Below are 25,395 nucleotides of genomic sequence, written 5' to 3' on the forward strand. Positions count from 1 at the left end.
GATTGAAATAACTATTACATCTTACAAATAAATGAAGTGTGCTTTAATAACAGGTGGCTCGAGGGGAATTGGAAAAGCAATTTGCGTACAACTCGCTAAAGACACCGATTATCATATATTAATTAATTACAATAGTAACGAAACTGCTGCAAAGCAAACTCTTACAGAAATAGAAGCCAATGGTGGAACTGCAGAAATTATTCAATTTAATGTAGTTGATGCTGATCAAGTAAAAACAAAATTAGATACCTGGCAAGAGAATAATAAAGACGCTATTATTGAAGTCATCATAAATAATGCGGGAATCACAAAGGATAACCTATTCATGTGGATGACCCAAAATGATTGGCAAAATGTTATTAACACCTCTCTTGATGGTTTTTATAATGTAACAAATCATTTAATTCAAAAATTATTACGAAACAGATACGGTAGAATTATAAATATTGCTTCTGTATCTGGAGTTAAGGGGACAGCTGGGCAAACTAATTATTCTGCCGCTAAAGGTGCTATAATCGGGGCTACAAAGGCTCTGGCACAAGAAATAGCAAAAAGAAATATCACAGTAAATGCTGTTGCTCCGGGGTTTATTAGAACTGACATGACCAATGAGTTGGATGAAAAAGAACTTAAAAAGTTAATTCCTGCCAATAGATTTGGAGAAGCCGAAGAAGTAGCGCATATCGTATCGTTTTTAGCCTCCAAAAAAGCTTCATATATTACAGGTGAAGTGATTAATATAAACGGCGGAATTTACTCGTAAATTAATTCTGAATATATGAGAAGAGTTGTAATCACAGGAATGGGTATATATTCTTGTATTGGTAAAAACCTGGAAGAAGTAAAAACATCATTATACAATGGGACATCTGGAATTGTTTTTGATGAAAAAAGAAAAGAATTCGGATATCGTTCTTGTTTAACAGGAATGGTAGCAGAACCAGAATTAAATAAATTACTTTCCCGAAGACAACGCATTAGTTTAGGGCAAGAAGGAACATATGCATATATAGCTACACTCGAAGCTTTAAAAAATGCAAATATAGATCAATCTTTCCTCGATCAAAATGAAGTTGGTATTCTTTACGGGAATGATAGTACTGCACAATCGGTTATTGAATCTGTAGAAAAGATCAGAGAAAAAAAAGATACCACATTAGTAGGTTCGGGGGCCATTTTTAGAGGGATGAACTCCTCTGTAACCATGAATCTCTCTACAATTTTTAAACTTAGGGGAATAAACTTCACTATTAGTGCGGCATGTGCCAGTGGCTCTCATGCTATCGGAATGGCATATCAGTTTATAAAAAGCGGATTACAAGACTGTATTGTTTGTGGAGGAGCTCAGGAAATAAACCAGCTTGCCATGGGAAGTTTTGATGGTTTAGGAGTATTCTCTACAAATACAGAACATCCAGAAAAAGCCTCTCGACCATTTGATACTAATCGCGATGGATTGGTCCCTAGTGGTGGATCTGCTACTCTTATCGTAGAAAGTTATGAATCAGCAGTCAAAAGAGGAGCAACAATTCTTGGAGAAATTATAGGGTATGGTTTTTCTTCAAACGGTGAACATATCTCTACTCCTAATGTTGATGGTCCATCTAGAGCTATGAAAAAAGCACTCCTGCAAGCAGATATTGAAACATCGGCCATAGATTATGTAAATGCACATGCAACCTCGACTCCTGTTGGAGATGCCAATGAAGCAAAAGCTATCTATAATGTTTTTGGAAAAAACGGACCATATGTAAGCTCTACAAAATCTATGACAGGGCATGAATGTTGGATGGCAGGAGCTAGTGAAGTGATCTATTCTATGCTCATGATGCAACATTCTTTTATTGCACCAAATATAAATTTGGAGCACCCAGATGATGATGCAGCAAAACTAAATTTGGTTAATAAAACTCTAGATAAAAAAATTGATGTATTTTTGTCTAATTCTTTTGGATTTGGGGGAACAAATTCCGCGTTAATAATAAAAAAATTTAATAAATAGAATATGGATAAAGAAGTTATTATTGAAAAGATAAACGACTTTCTTATTGATGAGTTTGAAGTAGAAGGGGAAAATATTTCTCCAGAAGCAAACTTAAAAGAGACTCTTGAGCTAGATAGCTTAGATTTTGTTGATCTTGTAGTAGCTGTAGAATCCAATTTTGGTGTAAAATTAATAGGCGAAGATTTTATAAATGTTGTAACACTTCAAAATTTTTACGATCTTATAGAGAATAAAATAAAATCGCTATAAACATATATGACTACTGAATGGAAAGGAAAGTCCAGAGGTACAGTATTTGGGTATAAAATATTTGTTTTCTTTATTAAAAAAGTTGGCTTAGGCTCTGCCTATTTTATTTTATACTTTGTTGCTGCATATTTTTGTTTTTTTGCCTTATCTAGTAGTAGATCTATATATTACTATTTAAATAAGAGACTTAAATACCCTAGATTTAAGAGTATTTTAAAAATATTCCAAAGCTATTATGTTTTTGGGCAGACCATTATTGATAAAGTAGCGATATCGTCAGGCCTTAGAGACAAATTTACTTATGAGTTTGATGGTGTAGAACTCATAAACGAAACCCTAAAGGAAAAAAAAGGAGGTATTCTTATTAGTGCACATCTTGGTAATTTTGAGATTGCTGAACATTTTTTTGGTGAGTTAGAAGAAAATGCTGCAATTAGCCTTTTAACTACAGACATAGAACATACTGCAATTAAGAATTACCTTGATAGCGTTACCTCTAAATCTAATATTAAATTTATTTTCATCAAAGAAGATCTTTCTCATATCTTTCAAATTAATGCTGCTTTGGCTAGAAATGAAATTGTATGCATTACAGGAGATCGTTATTTTGAAGGTTCTAAATATTTAACGCAAGATTTATTGGGGCAAGAAGCCAAGTTCCCTTCTGGGCCTTTTATGCTAGCCTCTAGATTAAAAGTACCTGTACTTTTTGTGTATGTTATGAAAGAAACGAATACACATTACCACCTTTATGCCAGAAAAGCTAAAGCAAAACATAGGGATGCCAAAGAGTTACTAAAAGAATACACAGAAAGCTTAAAATGGATGTTAGACAAATATCCATTACAATGGTTTAACTATTTCGACTTTTGGAATGTAAATAAGCAAGTAAAATGAAACATGTTTTAGCTATACATTATTCGCAGTCTGGACAGTTGACAGAAATTGTCAACAACATAGTTAACCCTATGGACTCTTCTGAAGAAATAAAGGTAACCCATCACAAAATTGAAATGGAAAAACCTTACCCTTTTCCGTGGAATAGAAAAGCTTTTTTTGGTGTTTTCCCAGAAGCATTTCTTCAGATACCAGAAAAATTCAAACCAATTCCTTCAGAAATAACAAATCAAAAATATGATTTAGTATTACTTGGCTATCAAGTCTGGTATCTAACACCTTCTATTCCTATTAATTCTTTTTTAAAGTCAGAAAGTGCAAAAAAAATACTAGATAACACACCTGTGATTACCGTAATTGGATGTAGAAATATGTGGATTAAGGCACAAGAAAAAATGAAGATCCTTCTAGCATCTTGTAATGCAAAACTGGTAGGAAACATTGTCTTGGCAGATAGACACATTAATCACATAAGTGTAATAACCATAAAACACTGGATGTTTAAAGGAAAAAAAAGTCGGTTTTTAGGTTTTTTTCCTAAACCAGGGGTTTCTGATAAAGATATAAAGAATGTAGTGAAATTTGCTCCACCTATAAAAGATGCATTGCTCACTAGTAATTTTTCAGAATTACAAAAAAAATTGGTACAATTAGGTGCAGTAAAAATTAAATCATTTTTAGTTTTAGTAGACAAGCGAGGCAATATTATATTTTCAAAATTAGCCAACTTAGCTTACAAAAAAGGAAAAACAAGTAAGACAGGGCGTAAAAATCTTCTTGTTTTTTTTAATTATTACTTGTTATTTGCAATTTGGATTATAGCACCACTAGTTTTTATTGTATTTTTGACTGCTTATATTTTTATGTATAAAAAAATTAGCAGAGAAAAAAAATATTATTCATCTGTTGATACAAAAAATAATTAATGAAAGACGTATACATTACCAGAATATCAAAGTTTTTACCTAACGACCCAATCGACAATGATCAGATGGAAGAGAGATTAGGCATCATAGATGGAAAAGTATCAAAAGGCCGAAGAATTGTTTTACGAAATAATCAAATAAAAACCAGATATTATGCAATTGATAATGATGGAAATATAACACACAATAATGCACAGCTTACTAAAGAAGCTATAGAGCTTTTGTGTGACGAAAGTTTTACTACAGAAAATATTGAATTATTATCTTGTGGTACAGGGAGTCCTGATCAAATACTACCATCACATGCTGCAATGGTTCATGGGTTTTTAAAAAACGGAAATGTAGAAATTAACTCCCCTTCGGGTGCCTGTTGCTCTGGTATGAGTGCTTTAAAATTTGGTTATCTAGCAATTAAATCAGGACAAAATACTAATGCCGTTTGCACAGGATCTGAACGAGCATCTTCGTGGATGAAATCAGATGTTTTTAAAAACGAAATAGAGCATCTAAAAAAATTAGAAGAAACACCAATTCTAGCTTTTAATAAGGACTTCTTACGTTGGATGTTATCTGATGGTGCTGGAGCCTTTCTTTTAGAAGATCAACCTAATGGTAATCTTCCTTTAAAGATTGAATGGATGGATGCTTATTCTTATGCACATGAGATAGAAGCATGCATGTATGCAGGAGGAGACAAACTAGAAAATGGAGAACTTAAACCGTGGAGCGAGTACCCATCAGAAGAATGGGCACAAAAATCTTTATTTGCGATAAAGCAAGATGTTAAATTGTTATCTGAAAATATTCTAAAAAAGGCTGTAGAAACCTTAGTTAAAGTATTTGAAAAACATGATGATATTAAACCAGAAGACATAACATATTATTTACCACATATTTCTTCATACTATTTTAAAGATGACTTATATGAAGCCATGAAAAACAGAGGTGTAGAAATACCTTGGGAAAATTGGTTTATTAATTTAAGTACAGTAGGAAATGTTGGCGCTGGTTCTATTTATATTGTGCTAGAAGAATTAGTAAATACTGGAAAATTAAAAAAAGGAAATAAAATTTTACTTTCTGTACCAGAAAGCTCCCGTTTTTCATATTCGGTGGCGCTTTTAACCGTTTGCTAAAATGAAAAACACAAAATTTCCTATTAGAAATATTAAACACTTAATACCTCAAAAAGAACCTTTTGAGATGGTAGATACTTTGCTGGGTTTTTCAGAGACAAGTGTTGCATCCTCTTTTAAAATTACAGAAAACAACCTTTTTTTAAAAGATAATTTATTTTTAGAACCTGGAATTATAGAAAATATGGCACAAACTGTGGCATTACATACAGGTTACGATTATTTTCTTAAAAACGAACCTGCTCCTACAGGCTATATTGGGTCAATAAAAAAAGTAGAAGTTTTTTATCTTCCAAAAATAAATGAGACTATAACTACCAAGGCCGAAATTTTACACGAATTTATGGGAGTTACCATGGTTAAAATCGAAGTATTTAACGCCAAAAAAGAAGTAATTGCTTCTGGGCAAATGAAAACAGTTATTGCTAGTTAATGGATAAAGTCAAAACATTAGATATTGCTAAATTCCTGCCACACCGAACTCCTTTTTTAATGGTAGACAAAGTGTTATCTATTGACGACGAACATGTAGCAACTTCGTTTACTATAAAATCAGACTGCATTTTTGTTAGCGATACTATTTTTAACGAAATTGGTATGGTAGAGAATGCCGCTCAAACCTGTTCTTCGATCGTTGGTAAAAGTTATTTTGAAGACGATGACCTAGAAGGTGAAGGCACAAAACTTATTGGTTTTATTAGCGCAATAAAAAAAGTACAAGTGTATAGTTGTCCTACCGTAGGAGAGACAATAGTCTCTAAAGCTGTTTTAAAATCCCGATTTGACACTGAGCAATATAGCATGTGTACATTAGAGTGCACCATTCATGAAGCAGATAAAGAATTATTATCTTGTGAAATGAATTTATTTATTCAAGAAATGAAATAGGTGTACTATGAAAAAAAGTGAAGTTCCACAAGATAAAGGTAGTTTAAAGTCTGCAAATTTTAAAGAACTATGTTATGCTGTTAATGAAAATGGAGAGTATACAACTGCAGGTAGTAGTGGGTGGACTCCTAAGACCATTGCATTAAACAATGCGCTACAGGAAATAAACGAACGTGTAGAAAAAGCTAAAATTAAAGTTTTAAATAACCAGACAAGCCCTATAGAATATTATATGGAGCTACATAAAATGGATGTTACTATTTTAGCTAGTTATGTCGGTCTATGGAAATGGCGCGTTAAAAGACACTTTAAACCAAAAGTGTTTCAAAAACTATCTCAAAAAAAATTACAAAAATACGCTGACGTTTTCGAAATCACAGTTGATCAATTAAAACACATTGAACATGGAAATTAACTTTACGCATCATCAATCTGCACACTGCGAAAATGGTGTTGTGTCTAATTTAATGAAACATAATGGCTTCAATGTTAGCGAACCCATGGTCTTTGGTATTGGATCTGGTTTATTGTTTTGTTACATCCCATTTTTGATGGTAAATCATGCTCCTGCTCTAACTTATAGAGCAATGCCTGGCTTTATCTTTAAGCGATTTGCAAAAAGAGTCGGCATAAAAATAAAACGAGAAAAATTTAAAAACCCTCAGAATGCTAAAGCACGTTTAGATGAAAATCTTAACAAAAATAATCCTGTAGGGCTTCAAGTTGGGGTATATAATCTAGTGTATTTTCCTGATGAATATCGTTTTCATTTTAACGCTCACAACTTAGTTGTTTACGGAAAAAAAGAAGATTCGTATCTAATCAGCGATCCAGTAATGGAAACTGTTACAACTTTAACAGCAAAAGAGCTAGAAAAAGTACGTTTTGCTAAAGGTGCTTTTGCTCCCAAAGGACATATGTATTATCCTATCGATTTCCCTAAGGAGTTAGCTTTAGAAAAAGCTATAGTAAAAGGAATTAAACAAACCTGTAGAGAAATGCTTGCTCCAGTACCTATAGTTGGAGTTAAAGGAATTCGAACGGTGGCTAAATTAATTCGCAAATGGCCAAAAAAGAAAGGTACAAAAGTGGCCAATCACTATTTAGGACAAGTGGTTAGAATGCAAGAAGAAATAGGAACCGGAGGCGGTGGTTTTAGGTATATCTATGCTGCATTCTTACAAGAAGCCGGTAAAGTATTAAAGAATGATACATTAATCGAGTTGTCTACAGAAATGACTTCAATTGGTGATTCGTGGAGGGATTTTGCTTTAGATGCTTCTCGTATATATAAAAACCGAAGCGCAAAAGATGATGCATATAACGATGTTGCCATGCAACTAGAAGATATAGCAAATCGAGAAGAAGTTTTCTTTAAAAAATTAAAGAAAGCGATTTAACAGCAAAAAAGCATGATTAAAATTGAACAATTATCTAAAAAATATAAAGGTGCAGATGCATATTCTGTATCAGATTTAGATTTGTTTATCGATGAAAAAGAAATTTTTGGATTACTTGGTCCAAATGGAGCCGGAAAAACTACACTAATTTCGTTGTTATGCTCTTTAATAAAACCTACATCAGGATCATTTACTATAGACGGTTTAACGTATAAAAACCCTAATCAATTAAAACAACTAATTGGTATCGTACCACAAGAATATGCTTTATACCCTTCGTTGACTGCTAGTGAAAATCTTAAGTATTTTGGCAGTATGTATGGTTTAAAAGGGCAGCTACTAAAATCTAAAATAAGTCAGGCCATTGAAACATTGGGTTTATCAAAGTTTGCGAATAAAAAAGTGAATACGTTTTCTGGAGGAATGAAACGTCGTATTAATTTAATCGCTAGTATATTACACGAACCCAAAGTATTATTTTTAGACGAACCAACTGTTGGGGTAGATGTGCAATCTAAAAATGTAATTATCCAATACTTACAACTGTTAAATAAAAAAGGAACTACGATTATTTATACATCACATCATTTAAATGAAGCTGAAGATTTTTGTACCAAAGTAGCTATTATAGATCATGGAAAAATAATATCTCAAGGACAGCCACAAGAATTAATTTCTAATCAAGAAAATGCAAATAACCTTGAAGATGTATTTTTAGCCTTAACCGGGAAAGCATTAAGAGATCATGCATAAATTATGGGCTTCTACATATAAAGAGTTTTTATTGCTTACCAGGGATATTGGAGGTATTGCTATTTTATTTGTAATGCCAATTGTATTAATCATTACGATAACAATAATTCAAGACAGCAGCTTTAAAACGATTAGTGATACTAAAATCCCAATACTTCTTGTAAATAATGATAGTGGTCATGTTTCTGAAACTATAATTAGCAGCTTAACAGAGTCCAATACTTTTCAGGTCATTCAAAAAGATAGTGAGCAAGAAGCCAGGGATCAGGTATTTAAAGGAAATTATCAACTAGCCATAATCATTCCAGAAAAGTTATCATCAGACTTAGAGAAAAAAATCAATCAGAATGTAGAAGGTATTTTATCAAAGTTTGGTCTAGAAGAAGAAAAAGAAGTTGAACCAGAAGAAACTATTTTAAACAAAGAGGTTAGGCTATATTTTGACCCTGCAACTCAACTAACTTTTAAAAGTTCTGTAAAAAATGGTATTGATAAAATGATTTCTAAAATAGAAACACAATCTATATACAAAGCTTTTCGTGAACAAGTTGCAGAAGACGATACCGAGGTTATTTTTGAGACAGACAATTTTATCAGTTTTAAAGAAATAGTCCCAAAACAAGGAGACAAAGAGATTATTCCGAATTCTGCACAGCATAATGTACCTGCCTGGACATTATTTGCTATCTTTTTTATTATAGTACCTCTATCTATAAATATTGTAAAAGAAAAAAACCAGGGAACTTTTGTACGATTAAGAACAAACCCTGTATCCTATGCAATAGTATTAGGAGGAAAAACTACGGTATATCTGGTTGTTTGTCTCATACAATTTACTTTAATGTTAGCCATAGGGGTGTTTTTATTTCCTAAACTAGGTTTACCAACATTAGATGTATCCGGAAGAATAGTAAACCTATTTATTGTAGCTTTTTTTGCGGGCTTGGCTGCAATAGGACTAGGATTATTATTAGGAACCATTGCAAAAACGCAAGAACAATCTGCTCCGTTTGGAGCAACTTTTGTGGTTATTCTAGCTGCTTTAGGAGGTGTTTGGGTACCTGTTTTTGTGATGCCAAAATTCATGCAGTTGTTGTCAAATATTTCGCCAATGAATTGGGGTTTAAATGCCTTCTATGATGTATTTTTGCGAAATGCCAGCTTTATAGAAATTGTTCCAGAAATAATATTACTTTTATTATTTTTTATAATAACAGCTTTAATTTCTATTGTTTATAATGAAAAGAAAAATGCAGTCTAAAAATAACAAAGAAATAAGTTTTACCAGTCAGGTTAGAGTACGTTTTGTAGAAACTGATCCTTTAGGAATTGTTTGGCATGGTAATTATATTCAATATTTTGAAGATGGTAGGGAAGCTTTTGGAAGACATCATGGTATTTCTTATTTAGATCAAAAAAAATTTGGTTATGCAACACCAATCGTAAAATCTAGTACAGAACACAAACTACCTTTACGATACGGAGATATTGCTACCATAAAAACAATTTATGTAGATAGTCCTGCTGCTAAAATGATTTTTAGATATGAAATTTACAACCAAAATCATAAATTAGTCTGCACAGGAGAAACCGTACAAGTGTTTGTTGAAGATATAGGAAATGGTGACTTATCACTAACTATTCCACCTTTCTTTATCAAATGGAAACAAAAAGAGGGCCTTATAAAATTGGATGAGTAAGATTTACGCTTCATATAATAATATAATATCATCGCTTGGCTTTGACAGCGAGACTGTTGTACAGAATATTCATAACGAGAATTCGGGCTTACGGCTTGTTGATGACAAAAATCTATTACCCAGTCCATTTTATTCTTCAATTATAAACACCGAAGATTTAGCTGCTAGTTTTAAGCAATTAAATAATGAAGGGCAGTTCACCCGTTTAGAACAGATGATGATTTCTTCATTAAGCCAGGTTATCAAAGCATCTAAAACCCCCTTAACAAATCGTGTTGGACTTATCATATCTACAACCAAAGGCAATATCGATGTCTTAAATAAAAACAATGGATTTCAAAAAGAGCGAGCTTATTTAAGCACTCTAGGAAAAGTAATTAAAGAAACTTTAGGTTTTAAAAATGATGCTATTGTTGTTTCTAATGCATGTGTTTCCGGAATCTTATCTATTGCCATTGCAAAACGCTATATTAACCATGGCACCTATGATGATGTTTTTATTGTTAGCGGAGATATGGTAAGTGAATTTATAGTAACCGGTTTCAATTCGTTTCAAGCACTAAGTGATGAGCCTTGTAAGCCTTATGATAAAGATAGAAAAGGGGTTAATATCGGAGAAGTTGCTGCCAGTATTTTAATTACTAATACTAAAAAAAGATTATCAAAAGAAGCCGTTGTTATTTTGGGTGAAGGCTCGTGTAACGATGCGAATCATATTTCTGGACCTTCCCGAACTGGTGAAGGTTTGTATCGAAGTGTACAATCTGCTTTTAAAGAAGGGAATGTTACTCATACCGACATTGATTACATTTCGGCCCATGGAACAGCAACACTATTTAATGATGAAACAGAATCAATTGCATTTAACAGGCTTAATTTAGGTAAAGTACCTTTAAATAGTTTAAAAGGCTATTTTGGTCATACATTGGGAGCCTCGGGATTAGTTGAAACTATTGTAGGAATGTATTCATTGCAAAAGAATACGCTATACACCTCATTAGGTTTTAAAGAACCCGGTACCTCAAAGCCTTTAAATATTATTACAAAAACCACCCCAAAACAATTAGATATTTTCCTAAAAACCGCCTCTGGATTTGGAGGCTGTAATACAGCAGTTGTATTCCAAAAAATAAAATAACTTATATTTATAAACGTATGTCAGTTCAAACTATAAAAGCTATAGACGCAATTCAGGAAGCACAAAAAATAGCTTTTGCACCTTTCGTTTTTCAAGCAACAATTTCATTAAGAAAGCTTGGGGTTTTAGATCTTATTTTTGATAGAAGGAAAAAAGGAGGAATCACATTAGAGGATATTTCTAAAGAATTATCTATTAGCAATTATGGTATTGGTGTTTTATTAGAAATTGCCGAAAGCTCTAATATTGTTAGTAAAAATGAGAATGACACTTATGAATTAACTAATATTGGTTATTTTTTAAATTATAACAAAACGGTTGATGTTAATATCAACTTCACTAATGATGTTTGCTATAAAGGATTATATCATTTAAACGATTCTATTAAAGAAGGGAAACCCGAAGGGTTAAAAGAATTAGGAAATTGGGACACCATATATGAAGGTCTATCACAATTAGATCCAGAAATACAAAAATCCTGGTTTGAGTTCGATCATCATTATTCTGATGATATATTTCAGGATGCATTAGAAATAGTCTTCAGAAAAAAACCAAAATTGATATTTGATATTGGTGCAAACACAGGAAAATTTGCTATTAGCTGTTGTAACTATAATGATGATGTATCGATAAAAATGATTGATCTACCTGGTCAATTAAAAAAAGCGCTTGCTGCTGTAAAAAATAATCAATTTGAAAACCGTGTCACTGGCCATGAAATAGACTGGCTATCTGAAAATCCAAAAATCCCAACCGGAGCAGATACCATATGGATGTGTCAGTTTTTAGATTGTTTTTCTAAAGATGAAATCCTAAAAATATTAAAAGTTTGTGTCAAATCTATGGATGATAACACCGAGCTATTAATTATGGAAACATATACAGACAGGCAAAAATTTGATAATGCTAAATTTATTCTAGAAGCCACATCATTGTATTTTACGGTGCTGGCAAATGGAAATAGTAAAATGTATAAAGCTACCGAATTAATCGAATTGGTAAACGAAGCTGGATTAACAATAAAAGAAGATTTGGCTGTAGGAGAATACCATACCATATTTGTCTGTAAAAAAAAGTAGTCGATTAATGGAGTCTGAATTTTACATAAAATCATTCTGTCATATAAAAGACAATAAAGTTTCTTTAAACGGAACCGTTATATACAACGATAATGATACTTTAGAATTTTTAGAATTTATAAAAGCAGCGTACAGAAGTTTTGATACTAAATATCCTAAATTCTTTAAAATGGATGGATTAAGTAAGCTTGCTTTTTTGGCATCAGATCTTATCCTGCAAGAAGAAAAATTAAATATAGAAGACGAAAATAACATTGCTATTGTATTTTCAAATAAATCATCTAGTTTAGATACCGATGAAAAACATCAGGAATCTATCCAAAATAAAGACAATTACTATCCAAGTCCTGCTGTTTTTGTTTATACATTACCCAATATCTGTATTGGTGAGATTAGTATAAGATATAAACTTCATTCTGAAAATAGTTTTTTTATCTTTGACAGCTTTAATGCCGAATATTTATCAGACTATACCAATAGTCTATTATCAGCAAACAAAGCTAATGAAGCACTTTGTGGTTGGGTAGAATTTGATGGAGTAGCATATGACGCATTTTTATATCTGGTTTCTAGAGAAGGAACCACAATACATACTAAACAAAATATAGTAAATTTATATAATACATAATATGGAGGTTTTAAAACAAGAACTAAAGGAAAACATTATTGAGCAATTAAATCTTGAAGATATTGCTGTTGAAGATATTGCTGATGACGATATTCTTTTTGGTGATGGTTTAGGTTTAGACTCAATTGATGCATTAGAATTAATTGTAATGTTAGATAAAAACTACGGTATTAAATTAACCGACCCTAAAGAAGGACGTGAAATTTTTGCATCTATAGAAGTAATGGCAAAATACATTTCTGAACATAGAACAAAATAAATTTTATTTATATTTAAATGAGTAAAGGTGTTGCTATAACCGGAATGGGAATAATTTCTGCTATCGGAAACAATGTTGCAGAAAATTACCAATCACTTATTAATGGTAAAAAAGGAATTTCTAGAGTTTCTAAAATTAATACCATTCATAAAGATGATATCATGGTTGGTGAAATTGCATCTACAAATCTGGAGTTAGAACAACAATTGGGTCTAACTCCTGATAACAATTACTCAAGAACGGCTTTATTAGGTGCTATTGCTGCTAAGCAGGCAATACAAGATGCTAGAATTTCTGATATCAATGCCTTTAAAACAGGATTAGTTTCGGCAACCAGTGTTGGTGGGATGGATATGACAGAAACGTATTATTATGATTATCTTGAAAATAAAAGCACTCAAAAATATATCGAAGGCCACCATGCCGGAGATTCTACTCAAAAAATTGCAGAACAGTTAGGGATCGAAAAAAGCCTGGTAACTACAATAAGTACAGCTTGTTCTTCTGCTGCAAATGCTATAATGCTTGGTGCCCGATTGATTAAGTCGGGAAAACTAGACAGGGTTATTGTGGGTGGTTCTGATTGTTTGTCTAAGTTTACCATTAACGGGTTTAAAACTTTAATGATCTTATCTGACACGTATAACACTCCTTTTGATGAAAATAGAAAAGGACTTAATCTAGGTGAAGCTGCGGCTTTCTTAGTATTAGAATCTGATAAAGTTATTGCTGCAGAAAAAAAAGAAGTACTGGGATATGTTAAAGGATATGGCAATGCAAATGATGCCTATCATCAAACTGCATCTTCAGAAAATGGAGATGGAGCAACTTTGGCAATGCAAAAAGCTTTAAAAGTTGCAGCATACACAGCAAATGATATTGATTACATTAATGCGCACGGGACAGCAACGGGAAATAATGATTTATCTGAAGGACGTGCTATTCTAAGAGTTTTTGGTGAAGAAATTCCCGATTTTAGTTCTACAAAAGCATACACAGGACACACCTTGGCGGCTGCAGGAGCTATCGAAGCTGTTTATGCGGTATTAGCGCTTCAACATAATATCATTTATCCTAATCTCAATTTTAAAACTCAGATGAAAGAGTTTGATATTACACCACAATTAGAACTCAAAGAAAAAGAATTGCACACGGTGTTGTCTAATTCCTTAGGTTTTGGAGGTAATTGTTCTACGATAATTTTTTCAAAAGAACAATAACAAAATTGTAAACAAAGAGGGTAATACCCAATATGCAAAAAACTGTTTAATTAAAGAGATATGAGTGCAGTCTATATAACCGGTATCGGGTCTATTTCATCTCAAAAAACTTATGACAATACCGAGTTTTTGAAAGAAATCAATACCTATACAGATAATGTGATTTCTGTGGTTAATCCCAATTATAAAGAATATATTCCCCCTGCTGCAGCACGTAGAATGGCAAAAGGCATTAAAATGGGAGTGGTTGCCTCTAGAATCGCATTGGCAGACGCAAACATAGACAATGTTGATGCTATTATCACAGGAACAGGAATGGGATGTGTTAGGGATTCTGAAAAATTTGTTAGTGCAATTATAGATAATAACGAGCAATACCTCACTCCTACTTCATTTATACAATCAACTCATAATACGGTTGGCGGACAAATCGCTCTGGGGCTTCAGTGTAAAGGTTACAATTTTACATATGTACATGCAAGCGTATCTTTTGAATCGGCATTATTAGATGCCCAATTACAACTAGAAAATGATGAAGCCAATACTATTCTAATCGGAGGTGTTGATGAGCATGGTGATCATACTATTACGATTCACAAGCTTATTAATCATATTAAATCAGAAAAAACCGATTCTACCAAGGTATTGGACTCTAAAACAGAAGGTGCAATATTTGGAGAAGGTGCAAATTTCTTTGTCGTATCAAATCAAAAACAAGACTCGAGCTATGCCCAGGTTATAGCAGTACAAACCTATAATACATTATCTGAAACCGAAGTCTCTCATGCAGCTCAACTATTTTTAGAGGATAATAACTTAGGTATTGACGATATAGATGCTATTGTATTAGGAAATAATGGAGATGTAAAATACGATACATTTTACAATGAGTTAAGTTCAAACCTATTTAAAGATACACAACAAGTATATTATAAACATTTATCTGGTGAATTTAATACCGCATCGTCTTTTGGAGTATGGTTAGCTTCAAAAATCCTGAAAACACAAGAGTTACCAGAAGTAGTTCGGTTAAATAAAAAATCAACATCAAACTTTACTACTGTTTTATTATACAATCAATATAGAGGAGAAAATCATAGTTTCACTTTACTGCGTAAATGCTAAATTTTAAATACGTAAATAGAATAACAGCGCTCATTTTTTTGGTTTTACATATAACCAATTACTCATTAGAAATACCGATATGGTTTTATTTCTTATTGGGTTTTATATGGTTACTTATTACAATGGCTGGTTCTGGACTTATACAGTGGAATTACCATTTTACATCTCTTAATGCAAATAAGAATATAAAAAGTAATCAAGTGGCCATTACTTTTGATGATGGGCCGAACCCCGAATTTACACCTCAAGTCTTAAAACTCTTAAAGCAATATAATGCAAAAGCTACCTTTTTCTGTATTGGCAAGCATATTGAGGCTTATCCCGAATTAGTTAAAGAGAGTATTAAACAAGGGCATGTTATTGGCAATCACACATATTCACACCCTAATTCTTTTGGCTTTTTAAAAACAGAAGATGTAATTTCAGAATTACAACAAACCAATGCTGTAGTAAAAAAAGTAACAGGGTTAACTATGCGGCTTTACAGACCTGCTTTTGGAGTAACAAATCCAAGAATTAAAAAAGCATTAAAAGTAACAGGTTTACAATCTATCGGATGGAATGTTAGATCCCTGGATACGACATCCAGAAGTTCGGATAAAGTACTAAGGCGAATAACAAAAAAGCTTTCTAAAGGTGATGTTATTTTACTTCACGACACAAGTTTAAAAACAATTATTGTTTTGGAACAGTTATTGTTATTTTTACAACAACAAAATATAGAATCGATTACTATAGATTCTTTATTTAAGATAAAAGCATATGCCTAAAATTGTTTATTTACTACTATTTATAGTTACTACGCTATCTGCCCAAACCAAAATGAGCACTATAGAAGCCAAAGCTTTAAAAACAAAAGTAAAAGCTCTTGCTACCACAACAAAAACTATTTCGAGTGATTTTACGCAGTACAAACACATGGATTTTTTGTCGAATGATATTATCACAACAGGAAAACTGGCTTTTAAAACACCTAGTATTGTAAAGTGGGAATATGTAGAACCTTTTAAATATTCTGTGTTATTTAAAAACAAAACACTATACATTAATAATGAAGGCAATAAAAGCAACATTGATATTGGATCTAGCGAGCAGTTTAAACAATTAAACAAGCTTATTATTAATAGTGTTAAAGGGGATATGTTTAATGATGATGAGTTTAGTATCAGTTATTATAAAAACAAAGGTAATAGCGAAGTACATTTTAACCCCAAAGACAAAAAATTTGAAAAATTTATTAAAGCATTTCATATTACATTTAATTCTAAAGGTGATGTTATTGAAGTAAAAATGATAGAGCCTTCAAATGATTATACCAGAATAGTATTTAGCAATAGAGTCTTAAACACACCCTTGGCAGATGAGATATTTGCTCATTAGTTTTTGTTTTATATGTATAGGATGTGCTTCCTATCCTAAGAAAAATAATTTCATTAAAGGAGAAGCATCTGATATAGAAGTAAGAAGTTTATATTTTTCAGATAAGACGCAAGATTATGTGTATAAAGCAAATATTGATGTTTACAAAAAACATTTTGGTGGGATTTTTATTGTAAAAAAGATTGAAGATAATAATCACCGTATTGTCTTTACTACAGAAATGGGAAATAAAATTTTTGACTTTTCATTTATTAACGAAAGCTTTACCGTAAATTACATCTTAGAAGACTTCAATAAAAAGATTTTAATAAACATTTTAAAAAAAGATTTTAAAGCATTGATTGAAGAAACTCCTACCCTTTTAAATACATTTTCACATCAAAACGATGTTGTTTTTGAAACTGAAATTAATAACGATAAACATTATTATTACAATACAAATAACGTAATACATAAAATTGTTAGAACTGGGAATAGAAAAGAAAAAGTAGTTTTTACATTTTCAGAAATTAGTGATACTATTGCAAATCTAATTACGATTGAGCATAAGAATTTAAAGCTCAAAATTAATTTAAAATCGATTCAAAAATGAGAAATCTTTTATTGATCATAACCTTTCTTGGTGTTTTTGGAGCTACCTCTGCACAAAACAAGACATCTTTTGGATTAAGAGGTGGAGCTAATATTTCGGATCTTTCTAATGCTAATTTAGAACCTAAAGCAGGGGTTTACATCGGAGCTTTTTTACATTTCAGATTCTCAGAGCTATATGCTCTTCAACCCGAAGTGGGATATTCTAACCAAGGAGGTAATAACAAATTTTCAAATGGAGATGATCTCGAAATCCATTACGTTTCAATATCTGCTACTAATAAATTTTTTGTTAGAAATACAGGATTACATTTGATCATTGCACCAAGTCTTGATTTTGATTTTGACGATACCCCGGTAAGTCTTGTAAACAGAGAAGAAGGTAATGACATTACCTTTGTAGACCTTTCTATTGCAGCAGGTCTTGGTTATGAATTTAAAAACGGAATTGCTATAGAAGCTAGATATAAGCATGGCACACTAGATGTATTTTCTGGTGATTTCCATGACTTTTCAACACAATCTATATACGAAGAAAAAAATCAATTTAATCGCGTTTTTCAAATTGGCCTATCGTATAGATTTAATTTCTAATTACATATGTTACTAAAAGATTTTTACACCGCAAATACATTAGAGACTGTTGAAAATATGTCGACAGCTACTATTACCATCAACAAAAACCATGAGATTTTCAAAGGGCATTTTCCGGGAAACCCTGTAACACCAGGTGTTTGCATGATGCAAATCATAAAAGAATTAACAGAAGGTATTGTAGATAAAAAACTATTTATGCAATCCTCTAGTAATATTAAATTTATGGCTATTATAAATCCGGAAAAAAACCCAGATTTAATTTTAACTTTAGATATTACCCAAACAGATGATACTTATAAAGTAAAAAATGTAACTACATTTGAGGATACAGTTGCTTTAAAATTAACAGCTAATTTTAAAACACAATAAATCTAAACATGAAACGAACATTAAAAATATTTTAATTTTTTAATGAGAGAATGTAGTGCATACATATGTTCTTAATTTTATAATTAATATATTATCAAATAATTACCAAAACCTAAACGTGTGAAATTTTTGATTGCATTCATATCATTATTATCTTTTACTATGCTATCGATAGATTTGGATACCATACGAATTGCATATAAAGAAGCTGCTCATGACAAAACAAAAGTAGCTGCACTTAATGAGCAACTTGCACCTGTAAATAAAGAAGATGATATTGTTTTGGTGGCTTATAAAGGAGCTGCTATTACACTGCAGGCGAAGTATGAAAAAAGTATAAAAGAAAAAAAACGACTGTTTATAGAAGGAGTTTCATATATCGAATTTGCTATAGAGAAATCACCAAATGCTGTCGAACCTCGTTTTATACGTATAGGAATCCAAGAAAATACTCCTAAATTGCTAAAATATAAATCCAATATAAAAGAAGATAAATTATTTCTGCTTAAACAATACAAGACGATAAAACCGAAAATTTTAAAAAAGCATATCGGTGAGTATATTTTGCAATCGAAAGCTTTTAGTGATGAAGAAAAAGCAGTAATTTTAGTTCCTTAAAAATTGAAACACTTCAATTGAGTGATAAAAGAGTTTACAAAACAAAAAATCGACCTATTTAACGTATGTGTAATAATTCCTACCTACAATAATTGCAAAACATTACGACGGGTTATAGACGGTGTATTATTTTACACTAAAAATATTATTGTTGTAAACGATGGAGCCACAGATACTACTGGGGAGATATTAAAGGAATATCCTCAAATTCAACAAATCCATCTACCAAAAAACAAAGGAAAAGGTAATGCTTTGCGTGTTGGGTTTGCAGCTGCACAAAAACAGGGTTATAAGTATGCAATTACGATAGATTCTGATGGTCAGCATTTTCCCGAAGATATTCCTGCATTTATTACAGCTTTAGAAAAATCAGAACATAAAAACATCTTACTCATTGGCGCAAGAAATATGAGTCAGGAAAGTGTTCCTAAAAAAAGTAGCTTCGGAAATAAGTTTTCTAATTTCTGGTTTTGGGTAGAAACGGGTACAAAACTTCAGGATACTCAATCAGGATATAGATTATATCCACTAGAAGAATTAGCAAAATTGAATTTTTATACCTCAAAATTTGAATTTGAAATAGAGGTTATTGTAAAAGCGGCGTGGAGTGATGTAATTGTAAAAAATATTCCGATACAAGTATTATATGATGAAACCGAGCGGGTATCACATTTTAGGCCTTTTAAAGATTTTACCCGAATAAGTATTCTTAATACTTGGTTGGTTACAGTAGCTTTTTTATATATAAAGCCTAGAAACTTATTTCGGAAAGTTAAAAAAAAAGGGGTAAAACGTTTCTTTTTTGAAGATTTCTTAGAAAGCCAGGATTCTCCGCAAAAAAAAGCGTTATCAGTAGCTCTGGGAGTTTTTATAGGGATATCTCCACTATGGGGGTTTCACACAGTACTCGTGCTGTTTTTTGCTGTCGTTTTAAAGCTAAACAAAGTAATTGCTTTTGCTTTTTCTAATGTAAGTTTGCCTCCTTTCATTCCGTTTATCATTTTTATGAGCTTAAAAGTTGGTAGTTTTGTTTTAGGAGAACCTCAACCATCATTCGCCAATATTGGTCAAAATTTTGAAATGATAAAAAGCCTTAAAACCTATATTGTAGGTAGTTTTACTTTAGCCATAATTTCTGCTATTACTTTAGGAATTTTAGGATATGTATTTCTTACCATTTTTTATAGAAAAAATAATGCATCATAATGGATAGCTTTTTTTATAGTTTATATACATCTATTGTTTCCAAAAAAGTAATGAGCTTTGGAATACTTGCACTCATCATTACGGGGCTATTATTTATTGCTTCAAAAATTGAATTTGAAGAGGATATCACTAAGTTAATTCCTACAAATGATAAGACTTCTGAGATTCAAAAAGTATTAAAAACAGTAAACTTTGCTGATAAAATCATAGTAAACATTACACGCGACTCCGAAGGATCGGTTGATGATCTTACTCAATATGCATCACAATTTATTGATAGTGTTACAATAAAATCTGGTGAGCATATTACCCAAATTCAAGGTAAGGTCGAAGAAGAAGATATTTTTAACACCTTGGATTTTGTCTACAAAAACCTTCCTCTTTTTTTACAAGAAAGTGACTATAAGAACATTAAAAACAAAATTCAAAAAGATAGCATCGAAGCTATAACGAATAGTAATTATAAAACTTTAATTTCTCCTACAGGAATTATTGCAAGAGATAATATTTTAAAGGATCCTTTGGGATTATCATTTATTGCCTTAAAAAAATTACAACAACTTAGTTTTGGAGATGATTTCACATTGCACAATGGTTTTTTACTTAGTAAAGATCAGAATCATGTTTTATTATTTATTACTCCTAAGTTAAAATCTAGCGAAACAGACAAGAATGCCAAATTTGTAGAAGATCTTTATCAAATAAACAATCAACTTAATGATCATTTTAAAGGTAAAGTACAAAGTGAATATTTTGGAGGTACTTTAATTGCTGTAGCAAATGCCAAACAAATAAAAAGGGATATTCAACTAACCATTAGTATCGCTATTACGATTTTATTAATCATACTTATCTTCTTTTATAGAAAAATTACTATTCCGATTATTTTATTTGTTCCAACAATTTTTGGAGGACTATTAGCAATTGCTTTATTGTTCCTAATTCGTGCAAAAATTTCTGCAATATCTCTGGGTATTGGTTCTGTACTATTAGGGGTTACTTTGGATTATTCTCTTCATATCCTAACACATATAAGAAGTAACACTAATATAAAAGCAGTTTATAAAGAAATTACTACTCCGGTTTTAATGAGTAGTTTAACCACCGCTTTAGCATTTTTATGTTTATTATTTTTAGAATCACAAGCACTTCAGGATTTAGGTATTTTTGCAGCAATTAGTGTTGTAGGATCTTCCTTTTTTGCATTAATTTTTATCCCTCAAGTATATAAAAGCACTTCTCAAAAAAGGCCAAAAACAACACTCATAGATAATGCCGCTCAATATCCTTTACATAAAAACAAATGGGTAATTATAACATTAACGTTGGTATTAATAGTAAGCTTGTTTACCTATAGCAAAGTACAATTTAACAATGATATTTCTAAACTAAACTTTGAGCCGCAAGAGTTAAAAGATGCACAATTAAGATTAGATGCTTTAACCAATATTGCCTCAAAATCAATTTATCTGGCGGCCTATGAAAATTCGGAGCAAGGTACTTTACAGGTAAATGATAAGATTTTTGAAAAACTACAACTACTAAAAAATGAAGGAAAAGTAATCGATTTTAGCTCTATCGGATCTTTAATCTATTCAGAAAAAACTCAAAAAGAAAGAATCTCGAGATGGAATTCTTTTTGGAACACCAACACAATAGCAAGCACAAAAGCTAATCTTATTGAAAGCGGAAACAAATTAGGTTTTAAGCCTACTAGTTTTAATGCATTTTATACGCTCCTGGAATCGAATTTTAAGCCTTTAAAAATCAAAGATTACAATGCCTTAAAAACGATTTCTATAGCAGATTATATAACAACAAAAGAGGATTTTGTCACAGCAACAACGCTCGTTAAAGTAAAAGATGAAAATGCACAACATGTAGTTGATCTTTTTAAAGACCAACCTCAAACCATAGTTATCGACAGAAAACATATGAATGAAACCTTTTTAGGAAATCTAAAAAATGACTTTAACAAACTAGTTGGTTACTCATTAATTGTTGTATTACTTATTCTTTTATTCTTCTACAGAAGCTTATCTCTTACCTTGGTAACAAGTATTCCTATAGCGATCACCTGGTTGCTAACCATTGGTATAATGGGATTATTCTCATTAGAGTTTAACATCTTTAATATTATAATTTCGACCTTTATTTTTGGTCTGGGAATTGACTATAGTATTTTTATGACTAATGGGTTGTTGCATGAATATAGAACAGGAGAAAAAGCAGTAGCAACTCATAAAACATCTATTATTTTATCTGTTATTACTACTATTTTGGGAGTAGGTGTTTTAATATTTGCCAAACATCCTGCACTATATACAATATCATTACTTTCTATTATCGGTATACTATCGGCAATTGTTATTTCATTCACCATCCAACCTCAATTATTTAAGCTTTTTATTGGCAGTAAGACAAAAAGACCAATAACACTTAGGTTATTTTTACATTCCATTCTTTCTTTTGCTTACTATGGTTTAGGAGGTTTATTACTTTCGTTATTTAGTGTAGTTTTCATAAAAATTATCCCATTACCTAAAAAAATGAAAATGAAATGGTTTCATAAAATAATGTCAAAATTTATGGGATCAGTACTATATACAAATCCATTTGTACGTAAAAAGATTATAAACCAAAGTAATGAAACCTTTGATAAACCAGGAGTTATTATTGCTAATCATACTTCTTTCTTAGATATTTTGGCGATAGGAATGTTATATCCAAAAATTATTTTTCTGGTAAACGATTGGGTATACAACTCTCCTGTTTTTGGAAAAGCAGTACAATTAGCTGGCTTTTACCCTGTGTCTAGTGGTATAGAGAATGGATTAGAGCATTTAAAGAAAAAAGTTGATCAAGGCTATTCACTTATAGCTTTTCCCGAAGGAACAAGATCTAATACCAACAAAATTAAACGGTTTCACAAAGGAGCATTTTATCTGGCAGAGCAATTTGGGTTAGACATCATTCCTATACTTATACACGGAAATTCTGAAGTACTCCCTAAAGGAAGTTTTATTATTAAAGACGGTAGTATAACCATTAAAATACTTGATAGGATAAAAGCAAATGATATTAGTTTTGGCGAAAACTATGCTAGAAAAACAAAACAAATTGGAGCATATTTTAAAGGTGAATTTGAGAAACTTAGAAATGAGATAGAGCACGATAAGTATTTTAACAAAATTATTCTCGAAGAATATCGATACAAAGGTGACCCTCTTTATAGAGAAGTACTAAAAGATTTAAAAGCCAATAAAGAGATTTACAAAATAATTATAGACACAATCGAAAAAAAAGAAACTATACTTCATATTTCAAAAGATTCGGGTCAATTAGATTTTCTGTTATCTTTAGATAGTCCAGACAGAAAGATTATTAACTATATAGAAAATAAAAACACTAGAGATATTGTTAAAAACAGCTATATTACTAATAATCATAGTAAAATTATTTGTACCAATAATATAGAAGAAACAATAGCATATGATGCAAATGTGCTTATTCTAAATTTAGCTACGATTACAGAAAATGAATTAGAAAAGATACTAAGCAGTAAAATTAATCTATTAGTTTTACTAAACGAAAGTCAAAATATACATACACAGATAATTACTAATTTGGGATTCGAGATCAAGCACCAAAAGAATAATCTGTTTATTTTAAAAAATAAAGAAAATTAAAAAATGAAAGAGCGTTATGATATTGTAATTATTGGAAGTGGTTTAGGTGGTTTGGTTTCTGCCATCATTTTAGCCAAAGAAGGTTATAGTGTATGTGTGTTAGAAAAAAATAATCAGTATGGAGGGAATTTACAAACCTTTGTAAGAGACAAAACTATTTTTGATACCGGAGTACATTATATCGGTGGGCTTTCTGAAGGCCAAAATCTATATCAATATTTTAAATACATTGGTATCATCGATGATTTAAAATTAAAAAAACTCGATGAAGACGGTTTTGATATCATAACTTTTGAAGGTGATGAAAAAGAATACAAACATGCTCAAGGGTATGATAATTTTATAAAAATTTTAGTTAACCAATTTCCAGACGAGGAAGAAGCTATTATCACCTATTGTAATAAATTAAAAGAAACATGTCGTAAGTTTCCGCTATATCAATTAAAACAAGGGAAGCCTTACTTTGATGATAGTGAAATTTTTTCACTCAATGCAAAATCCTATATCAATTCCCTTACAGATAATAAAAAGCTACAAGGAGTTCTTGCAGGAACAAATTATTTATATGCTGGAGACAGTGATCGTACTCCTTTTTATGTACATGCCTTATGTATCAATTCTTACATCGAAAGCTCATACCGATGTATAAATGGTGGAAGCCAGATTACAAAAGTCTTAATTAAAAGGCTAAAGGAATATGGCGGAGAAACATACAAACACCACGAGGTTATTAAATTTGGATTTGATGATAAAAAAATCAATTCTGTTACCTGCAAAAACGGTAAAGAAATAAAAGGAGATTTGTTTATTTCTAATATTGAGCCAAAACTAACTCTAAAGCTAGCAGGAGAAGATAAATTTAGAAAATCATATGCTAATAGAGTACATAAGATCGAAAGCACAATTGCTGCTTTTACACTATACATTGTACTAAAACCAAACACTTTTGCTTATCAAAACAAAAATTTCTATCATTTTAATCATCCGGATAGGGTTTGGGATACACAAAGTTATACCCACGAAAGTTGGCCAGAAGGATATATGATGACTATGGGGATTAATAAAAACACAGATGAATATGGAGATAGTATTGCTGTAATGACCTATATGCGTTATGAAGAAGTTAAACCCTGGCAGGATACATTTAATACAGTAGCTAATAAAAATGAAAGAGGGCAAACCTATGAAGAATTTAAAGCTGAAAAAGCTGAAAAAATCATTATTGAATTAGAGAGAAAATTTCCAAACATAAGAGATTGTATTCAAGAAACATATACCTCGACACCATTATCCTACAGAGATTACATCGGTAGTAATGAAGGGTCGATGTATGGTTATGTTAAAGATGTTAATAAACCAATGCACTCTTTTTTATCTCCAAAAACCAAAATCAAAAACCTAATGTTTACGGGGCAGAGTTTAAATATGCATGGCATTTTGGGAGTCACTATTAGTGCCGTCACTACTTGCTCAGAAATAATAGGTAAAGATTATTTACTTGATAAAATACTAGAAGCCAATAAAGAGCAAAAAACGATTTAG

Annotated in this window: 28 protein-coding genes; all 28 read left to right on the forward strand. The window is 31.4% G+C overall.

The window, feature by feature from the left end; translation table 11 throughout:
- Positions 1-31: 31 nt before the first annotated feature.
- The 28 genes from fabG (at position 32) to NNL09_RS02995 (ending at position 25,395) form a co-directional block, all read left to right on the forward strand.
- Positions 32-763, forward strand: coding sequence for a 3-oxoacyl-ACP reductase FabG (gene fabG, locus NNL09_RS02860; RefSeq protein ID WP_109098371.1), 732 nt, complete (start codon positions 32-34; stop codon positions 761-763).
- Positions 764-778: 15 nt separating this feature from the next.
- Positions 779-2,002, forward strand: coding sequence for a beta-ketoacyl synthase (locus NNL09_RS02865; protein ID WP_025667390.1), 1,224 nt, complete (start codon positions 779-781; stop codon positions 2,000-2,002).
- Between the two features lie 3 nt (positions 2,003-2,005).
- Positions 2,006-2,254 carry a phosphopantetheine-binding protein gene (locus NNL09_RS02870; RefSeq protein WP_024771999.1) on the forward strand — a complete coding sequence of 83 codons (249 nt, stop codon included), beginning with the start codon at positions 2,006-2,008 and terminating at the stop codon, positions 2,252-2,254.
- A 6-nt stretch (positions 2,255-2,260) separates the two neighbouring features.
- Complete coding sequence (locus tag NNL09_RS02875) at positions 2,261-3,151, forward strand: lipid A biosynthesis acyltransferase (RefSeq protein ID WP_196909058.1); 891 nt, start codon at positions 2,261-2,263, stop codon at positions 3,149-3,151.
- Positions 3,148-4,077, forward strand: a complete 930-nt coding sequence (locus tag NNL09_RS02880; RefSeq protein WP_196909059.1) for a dialkylrecorsinol condensing enzyme DarA — start codon at positions 3,148-3,150, stop codon at positions 4,075-4,077. Before NNL09_RS02875 ends, NNL09_RS02880 begins: the two co-directional genes overlap by 4 nt.
- Entirely contained in the window at positions 4,077-5,213 is a 1,137-nt protein-coding gene (locus NNL09_RS02885; protein ID WP_025667393.1) for a beta-ketoacyl-ACP synthase III, read from the forward strand. The genes NNL09_RS02880 and NNL09_RS02885 overlap by 1 nt, the downstream gene beginning before the upstream one ends.
- A 1-nt stretch (position 5,214) precedes the next feature.
- A complete protein-coding gene (locus NNL09_RS02890; protein WP_025667394.1) occupies positions 5,215-5,646 on the forward strand; it encodes a hypothetical protein in 432 nt (143 codons plus the stop codon).
- Positions 5,646-6,101: an ABC transporter permease gene (locus tag NNL09_RS02895; RefSeq protein WP_025667395.1), complete on the forward strand. Its 456-nt coding sequence runs from the start codon at positions 5,646-5,648 to the stop codon at positions 6,099-6,101. Before NNL09_RS02890 ends, NNL09_RS02895 begins: the two co-directional genes overlap by 1 nt.
- A 7-nt stretch (positions 6,102-6,108) precedes the next feature.
- The gene (locus tag NNL09_RS02900) at positions 6,109-6,516 is read left to right on the forward strand and encodes a hypothetical protein (protein ID WP_025667396.1); all 408 of its coding nucleotides are present in this window, start codon (positions 6,109-6,111) and stop codon (positions 6,514-6,516) included.
- Positions 6,506-7,501 carry a BtrH N-terminal domain-containing protein gene (locus NNL09_RS02905; protein WP_025667397.1) on the forward strand — a complete coding sequence of 332 codons (996 nt, stop codon included), beginning with the start codon at positions 6,506-6,508 and terminating at the stop codon, positions 7,499-7,501. The genes NNL09_RS02900 and NNL09_RS02905 overlap by 11 nt, the downstream gene beginning before the upstream one ends.
- Positions 7,502-7,513: 12 nt before the next feature.
- Entirely contained in the window at positions 7,514-8,254 is a 741-nt protein-coding gene (locus NNL09_RS02910) for an ABC transporter ATP-binding protein (RefSeq protein ID WP_196909060.1), read from the forward strand.
- Positions 8,247-9,515 carry an ABC transporter permease gene (locus tag NNL09_RS02915; protein WP_196909061.1) on the forward strand — a complete coding sequence of 423 codons (1,269 nt, stop codon included), beginning with the start codon at positions 8,247-8,249 and terminating at the stop codon, positions 9,513-9,515. The genes NNL09_RS02910 and NNL09_RS02915 overlap by 8 nt, the downstream gene beginning before the upstream one ends.
- Positions 9,493-9,954: a thioesterase family protein gene (locus NNL09_RS02920; RefSeq protein WP_152538381.1), complete on the forward strand. Its 462-nt coding sequence runs from the start codon at positions 9,493-9,495 to the stop codon at positions 9,952-9,954. The genes NNL09_RS02915 and NNL09_RS02920 overlap by 23 nt, the downstream gene beginning before the upstream one ends.
- The gene (locus tag NNL09_RS02925) at positions 9,947-11,092 is read left to right on the forward strand and encodes a beta-ketoacyl synthase N-terminal-like domain-containing protein (protein WP_196909062.1); all 1,146 of its coding nucleotides are present in this window, start codon (positions 9,947-9,949) and stop codon (positions 11,090-11,092) included. The genes NNL09_RS02920 and NNL09_RS02925 overlap by 8 nt, the downstream gene beginning before the upstream one ends.
- 17 nt (positions 11,093-11,109) lie before the next feature.
- On the forward strand, positions 11,110-12,171 hold the full coding sequence (locus NNL09_RS02930) for a methyltransferase (RefSeq protein ID WP_025667402.1): 1,062 nt from the start codon (positions 11,110-11,112) through the stop codon (positions 12,169-12,171).
- A gap of 7 nt (positions 12,172-12,178) precedes the next feature.
- Positions 12,179-12,799 (forward strand): 3-oxoacyl-ACP synthase, encoded by a 621-nt coding sequence (locus NNL09_RS02935; protein ID WP_196909063.1) that lies wholly within the window; start codon positions 12,179-12,181, stop codon positions 12,797-12,799.
- Between the two features lies 1 nt (position 12,800).
- A complete protein-coding gene (locus NNL09_RS02940) occupies positions 12,801-13,058 on the forward strand; it encodes a phosphopantetheine-binding protein (protein WP_024771985.1) in 258 nt (85 codons plus the stop codon).
- A gap of 17 nt (positions 13,059-13,075) precedes the next feature.
- Positions 13,076-14,278 (forward strand): beta-ketoacyl-[acyl-carrier-protein] synthase family protein, encoded by a 1,203-nt coding sequence (locus NNL09_RS02945; RefSeq protein WP_196909064.1) that lies wholly within the window; start codon positions 13,076-13,078, stop codon positions 14,276-14,278.
- Between the two features lie 60 nt (positions 14,279-14,338).
- Positions 14,339-15,403, forward strand: a complete 1,065-nt coding sequence (locus NNL09_RS02950) for a beta-ketoacyl synthase N-terminal-like domain-containing protein (RefSeq protein WP_025667405.1) — start codon at positions 14,339-14,341, stop codon at positions 15,401-15,403.
- Positions 15,397-16,173, forward strand: coding sequence for a polysaccharide deacetylase family protein (locus NNL09_RS02955; protein ID WP_196909065.1), 777 nt, complete (start codon positions 15,397-15,399; stop codon positions 16,171-16,173). The genes NNL09_RS02950 and NNL09_RS02955 overlap by 7 nt, the downstream gene beginning before the upstream one ends.
- Positions 16,166-16,783, forward strand: a complete 618-nt coding sequence (locus NNL09_RS02960) for an outer membrane lipoprotein carrier protein LolA (RefSeq protein WP_196909066.1) — start codon at positions 16,166-16,168, stop codon at positions 16,781-16,783. Before NNL09_RS02955 ends, NNL09_RS02960 begins: the two co-directional genes overlap by 8 nt.
- The gene (locus tag NNL09_RS02965; RefSeq protein WP_196909067.1) at positions 16,764-17,375 is read left to right on the forward strand and encodes a hypothetical protein; all 612 of its coding nucleotides are present in this window, start codon (positions 16,764-16,766) and stop codon (positions 17,373-17,375) included. Before NNL09_RS02960 ends, NNL09_RS02965 begins: the two co-directional genes overlap by 20 nt.
- Positions 17,372-17,968, forward strand: coding sequence for a porin family protein (locus NNL09_RS02970; RefSeq protein ID WP_196909068.1), 597 nt, complete (start codon positions 17,372-17,374; stop codon positions 17,966-17,968). The genes NNL09_RS02965 and NNL09_RS02970 overlap by 4 nt, the downstream gene beginning before the upstream one ends.
- Before the next feature lie 6 nt (positions 17,969-17,974).
- Positions 17,975-18,340, forward strand: coding sequence for a 3-hydroxyacyl-ACP dehydratase (locus NNL09_RS02975; protein WP_196909069.1), 366 nt, complete (start codon positions 17,975-17,977; stop codon positions 18,338-18,340).
- Between the two features lie 120 nt (positions 18,341-18,460).
- On the forward strand, positions 18,461-18,958 hold the full coding sequence (locus tag NNL09_RS02980; protein WP_025667411.1) for a hypothetical protein: 498 nt from the start codon (positions 18,461-18,463) through the stop codon (positions 18,956-18,958).
- A gap of 21 nt (positions 18,959-18,979) precedes the next feature.
- Positions 18,980-20,164 carry a DUF2062 domain-containing protein gene (locus tag NNL09_RS02985; protein WP_196909070.1) on the forward strand — a complete coding sequence of 395 codons (1,185 nt, stop codon included), beginning with the start codon at positions 18,980-18,982 and terminating at the stop codon, positions 20,162-20,164.
- Positions 20,164-23,853, forward strand: coding sequence for an MMPL family transporter (locus tag NNL09_RS02990; protein ID WP_196909071.1), 3,690 nt, complete (start codon positions 20,164-20,166; stop codon positions 23,851-23,853). Before NNL09_RS02985 ends, NNL09_RS02990 begins: the two co-directional genes overlap by 1 nt.
- Before the next feature lie 3 nt (positions 23,854-23,856).
- A complete protein-coding gene (locus NNL09_RS02995; protein WP_196909072.1) occupies positions 23,857-25,395 on the forward strand; it encodes an NAD(P)/FAD-dependent oxidoreductase in 1,539 nt (512 codons plus the stop codon).

This window comes from Aquimarina sp. EL_43, from assembly GCF_943422735.1.
GTDB classification, from domain to species: domain Bacteria; phylum Bacteroidota; class Bacteroidia; order Flavobacteriales; family Flavobacteriaceae; genus Aquimarina; species Aquimarina megaterium.

Coding starts and splice junctions, on each gene's coding strand:
- fabG (WP_109098371.1), top strand. CDS start 32: ATGAAGTGTGCTTTAATAACAGGTGGCTCGAGGGGAATTGGAAAAGCA.
- NNL09_RS02865 (WP_025667390.1), top strand. CDS start 779: ATGAGAAGAGTTGTAATCACAGGAATGGGTATATATTCTTGTATTGGT.
- NNL09_RS02870 (WP_024771999.1), top strand. CDS start 2,006: ATGGATAAAGAAGTTATTATTGAAAAGATAAACGACTTTCTTATTGAT.
- NNL09_RS02875 (WP_196909058.1), top strand. CDS start 2,261: ATGACTACTGAATGGAAAGGAAAGTCCAGAGGTACAGTATTTGGGTAT.
- NNL09_RS02880 (WP_196909059.1), top strand. CDS start 3,148: ATGAAACATGTTTTAGCTATACATTATTCGCAGTCTGGACAGTTGACA.
- NNL09_RS02885 (WP_025667393.1), top strand. CDS start 4,077: ATGAAAGACGTATACATTACCAGAATATCAAAGTTTTTACCTAACGAC.
- NNL09_RS02890 (WP_025667394.1), top strand. CDS start 5,215: ATGAAAAACACAAAATTTCCTATTAGAAATATTAAACACTTAATACCT.
- NNL09_RS02895 (WP_025667395.1), top strand. CDS start 5,646: ATGGATAAAGTCAAAACATTAGATATTGCTAAATTCCTGCCACACCGA.
- NNL09_RS02900 (WP_025667396.1), top strand. CDS start 6,109: ATGAAAAAAAGTGAAGTTCCACAAGATAAAGGTAGTTTAAAGTCTGCA.
- NNL09_RS02905 (WP_025667397.1), top strand. CDS start 6,506: ATGGAAATTAACTTTACGCATCATCAATCTGCACACTGCGAAAATGGT.
- NNL09_RS02910 (WP_196909060.1), top strand. CDS start 7,514: ATGATTAAAATTGAACAATTATCTAAAAAATATAAAGGTGCAGATGCA.
- NNL09_RS02915 (WP_196909061.1), top strand. CDS start 8,247: ATGCATAAATTATGGGCTTCTACATATAAAGAGTTTTTATTGCTTACC.
- NNL09_RS02920 (WP_152538381.1), top strand. CDS start 9,493: ATGAAAAGAAAAATGCAGTCTAAAAATAACAAAGAAATAAGTTTTACC.
- NNL09_RS02925 (WP_196909062.1), top strand. CDS start 9,947: ATGAGTAAGATTTACGCTTCATATAATAATATAATATCATCGCTTGGC.
- NNL09_RS02930 (WP_025667402.1), top strand. CDS start 11,110: ATGTCAGTTCAAACTATAAAAGCTATAGACGCAATTCAGGAAGCACAA.
- NNL09_RS02935 (WP_196909063.1), top strand. CDS start 12,179: ATGGAGTCTGAATTTTACATAAAATCATTCTGTCATATAAAAGACAAT.
- NNL09_RS02940 (WP_024771985.1), top strand. CDS start 12,801: ATGGAGGTTTTAAAACAAGAACTAAAGGAAAACATTATTGAGCAATTA.
- NNL09_RS02945 (WP_196909064.1), top strand. CDS start 13,076: ATGAGTAAAGGTGTTGCTATAACCGGAATGGGAATAATTTCTGCTATC.
- NNL09_RS02950 (WP_025667405.1), top strand. CDS start 14,339: ATGAGTGCAGTCTATATAACCGGTATCGGGTCTATTTCATCTCAAAAA.
- NNL09_RS02955 (WP_196909065.1), top strand. CDS start 15,397: ATGCTAAATTTTAAATACGTAAATAGAATAACAGCGCTCATTTTTTTG.
- NNL09_RS02960 (WP_196909066.1), top strand. CDS start 16,166: ATGCCTAAAATTGTTTATTTACTACTATTTATAGTTACTACGCTATCT.
- NNL09_RS02965 (WP_196909067.1), top strand. CDS start 16,764: ATGAGATATTTGCTCATTAGTTTTTGTTTTATATGTATAGGATGTGCT.
- NNL09_RS02970 (WP_196909068.1), top strand. CDS start 17,372: ATGAGAAATCTTTTATTGATCATAACCTTTCTTGGTGTTTTTGGAGCT.
- NNL09_RS02975 (WP_196909069.1), top strand. CDS start 17,975: ATGTTACTAAAAGATTTTTACACCGCAAATACATTAGAGACTGTTGAA.
- NNL09_RS02990 (WP_196909071.1), top strand. CDS start 20,164: ATGGATAGCTTTTTTTATAGTTTATATACATCTATTGTTTCCAAAAAA.
- NNL09_RS02995 (WP_196909072.1), top strand. CDS start 23,857: ATGAAAGAGCGTTATGATATTGTAATTATTGGAAGTGGTTTAGGTGGT.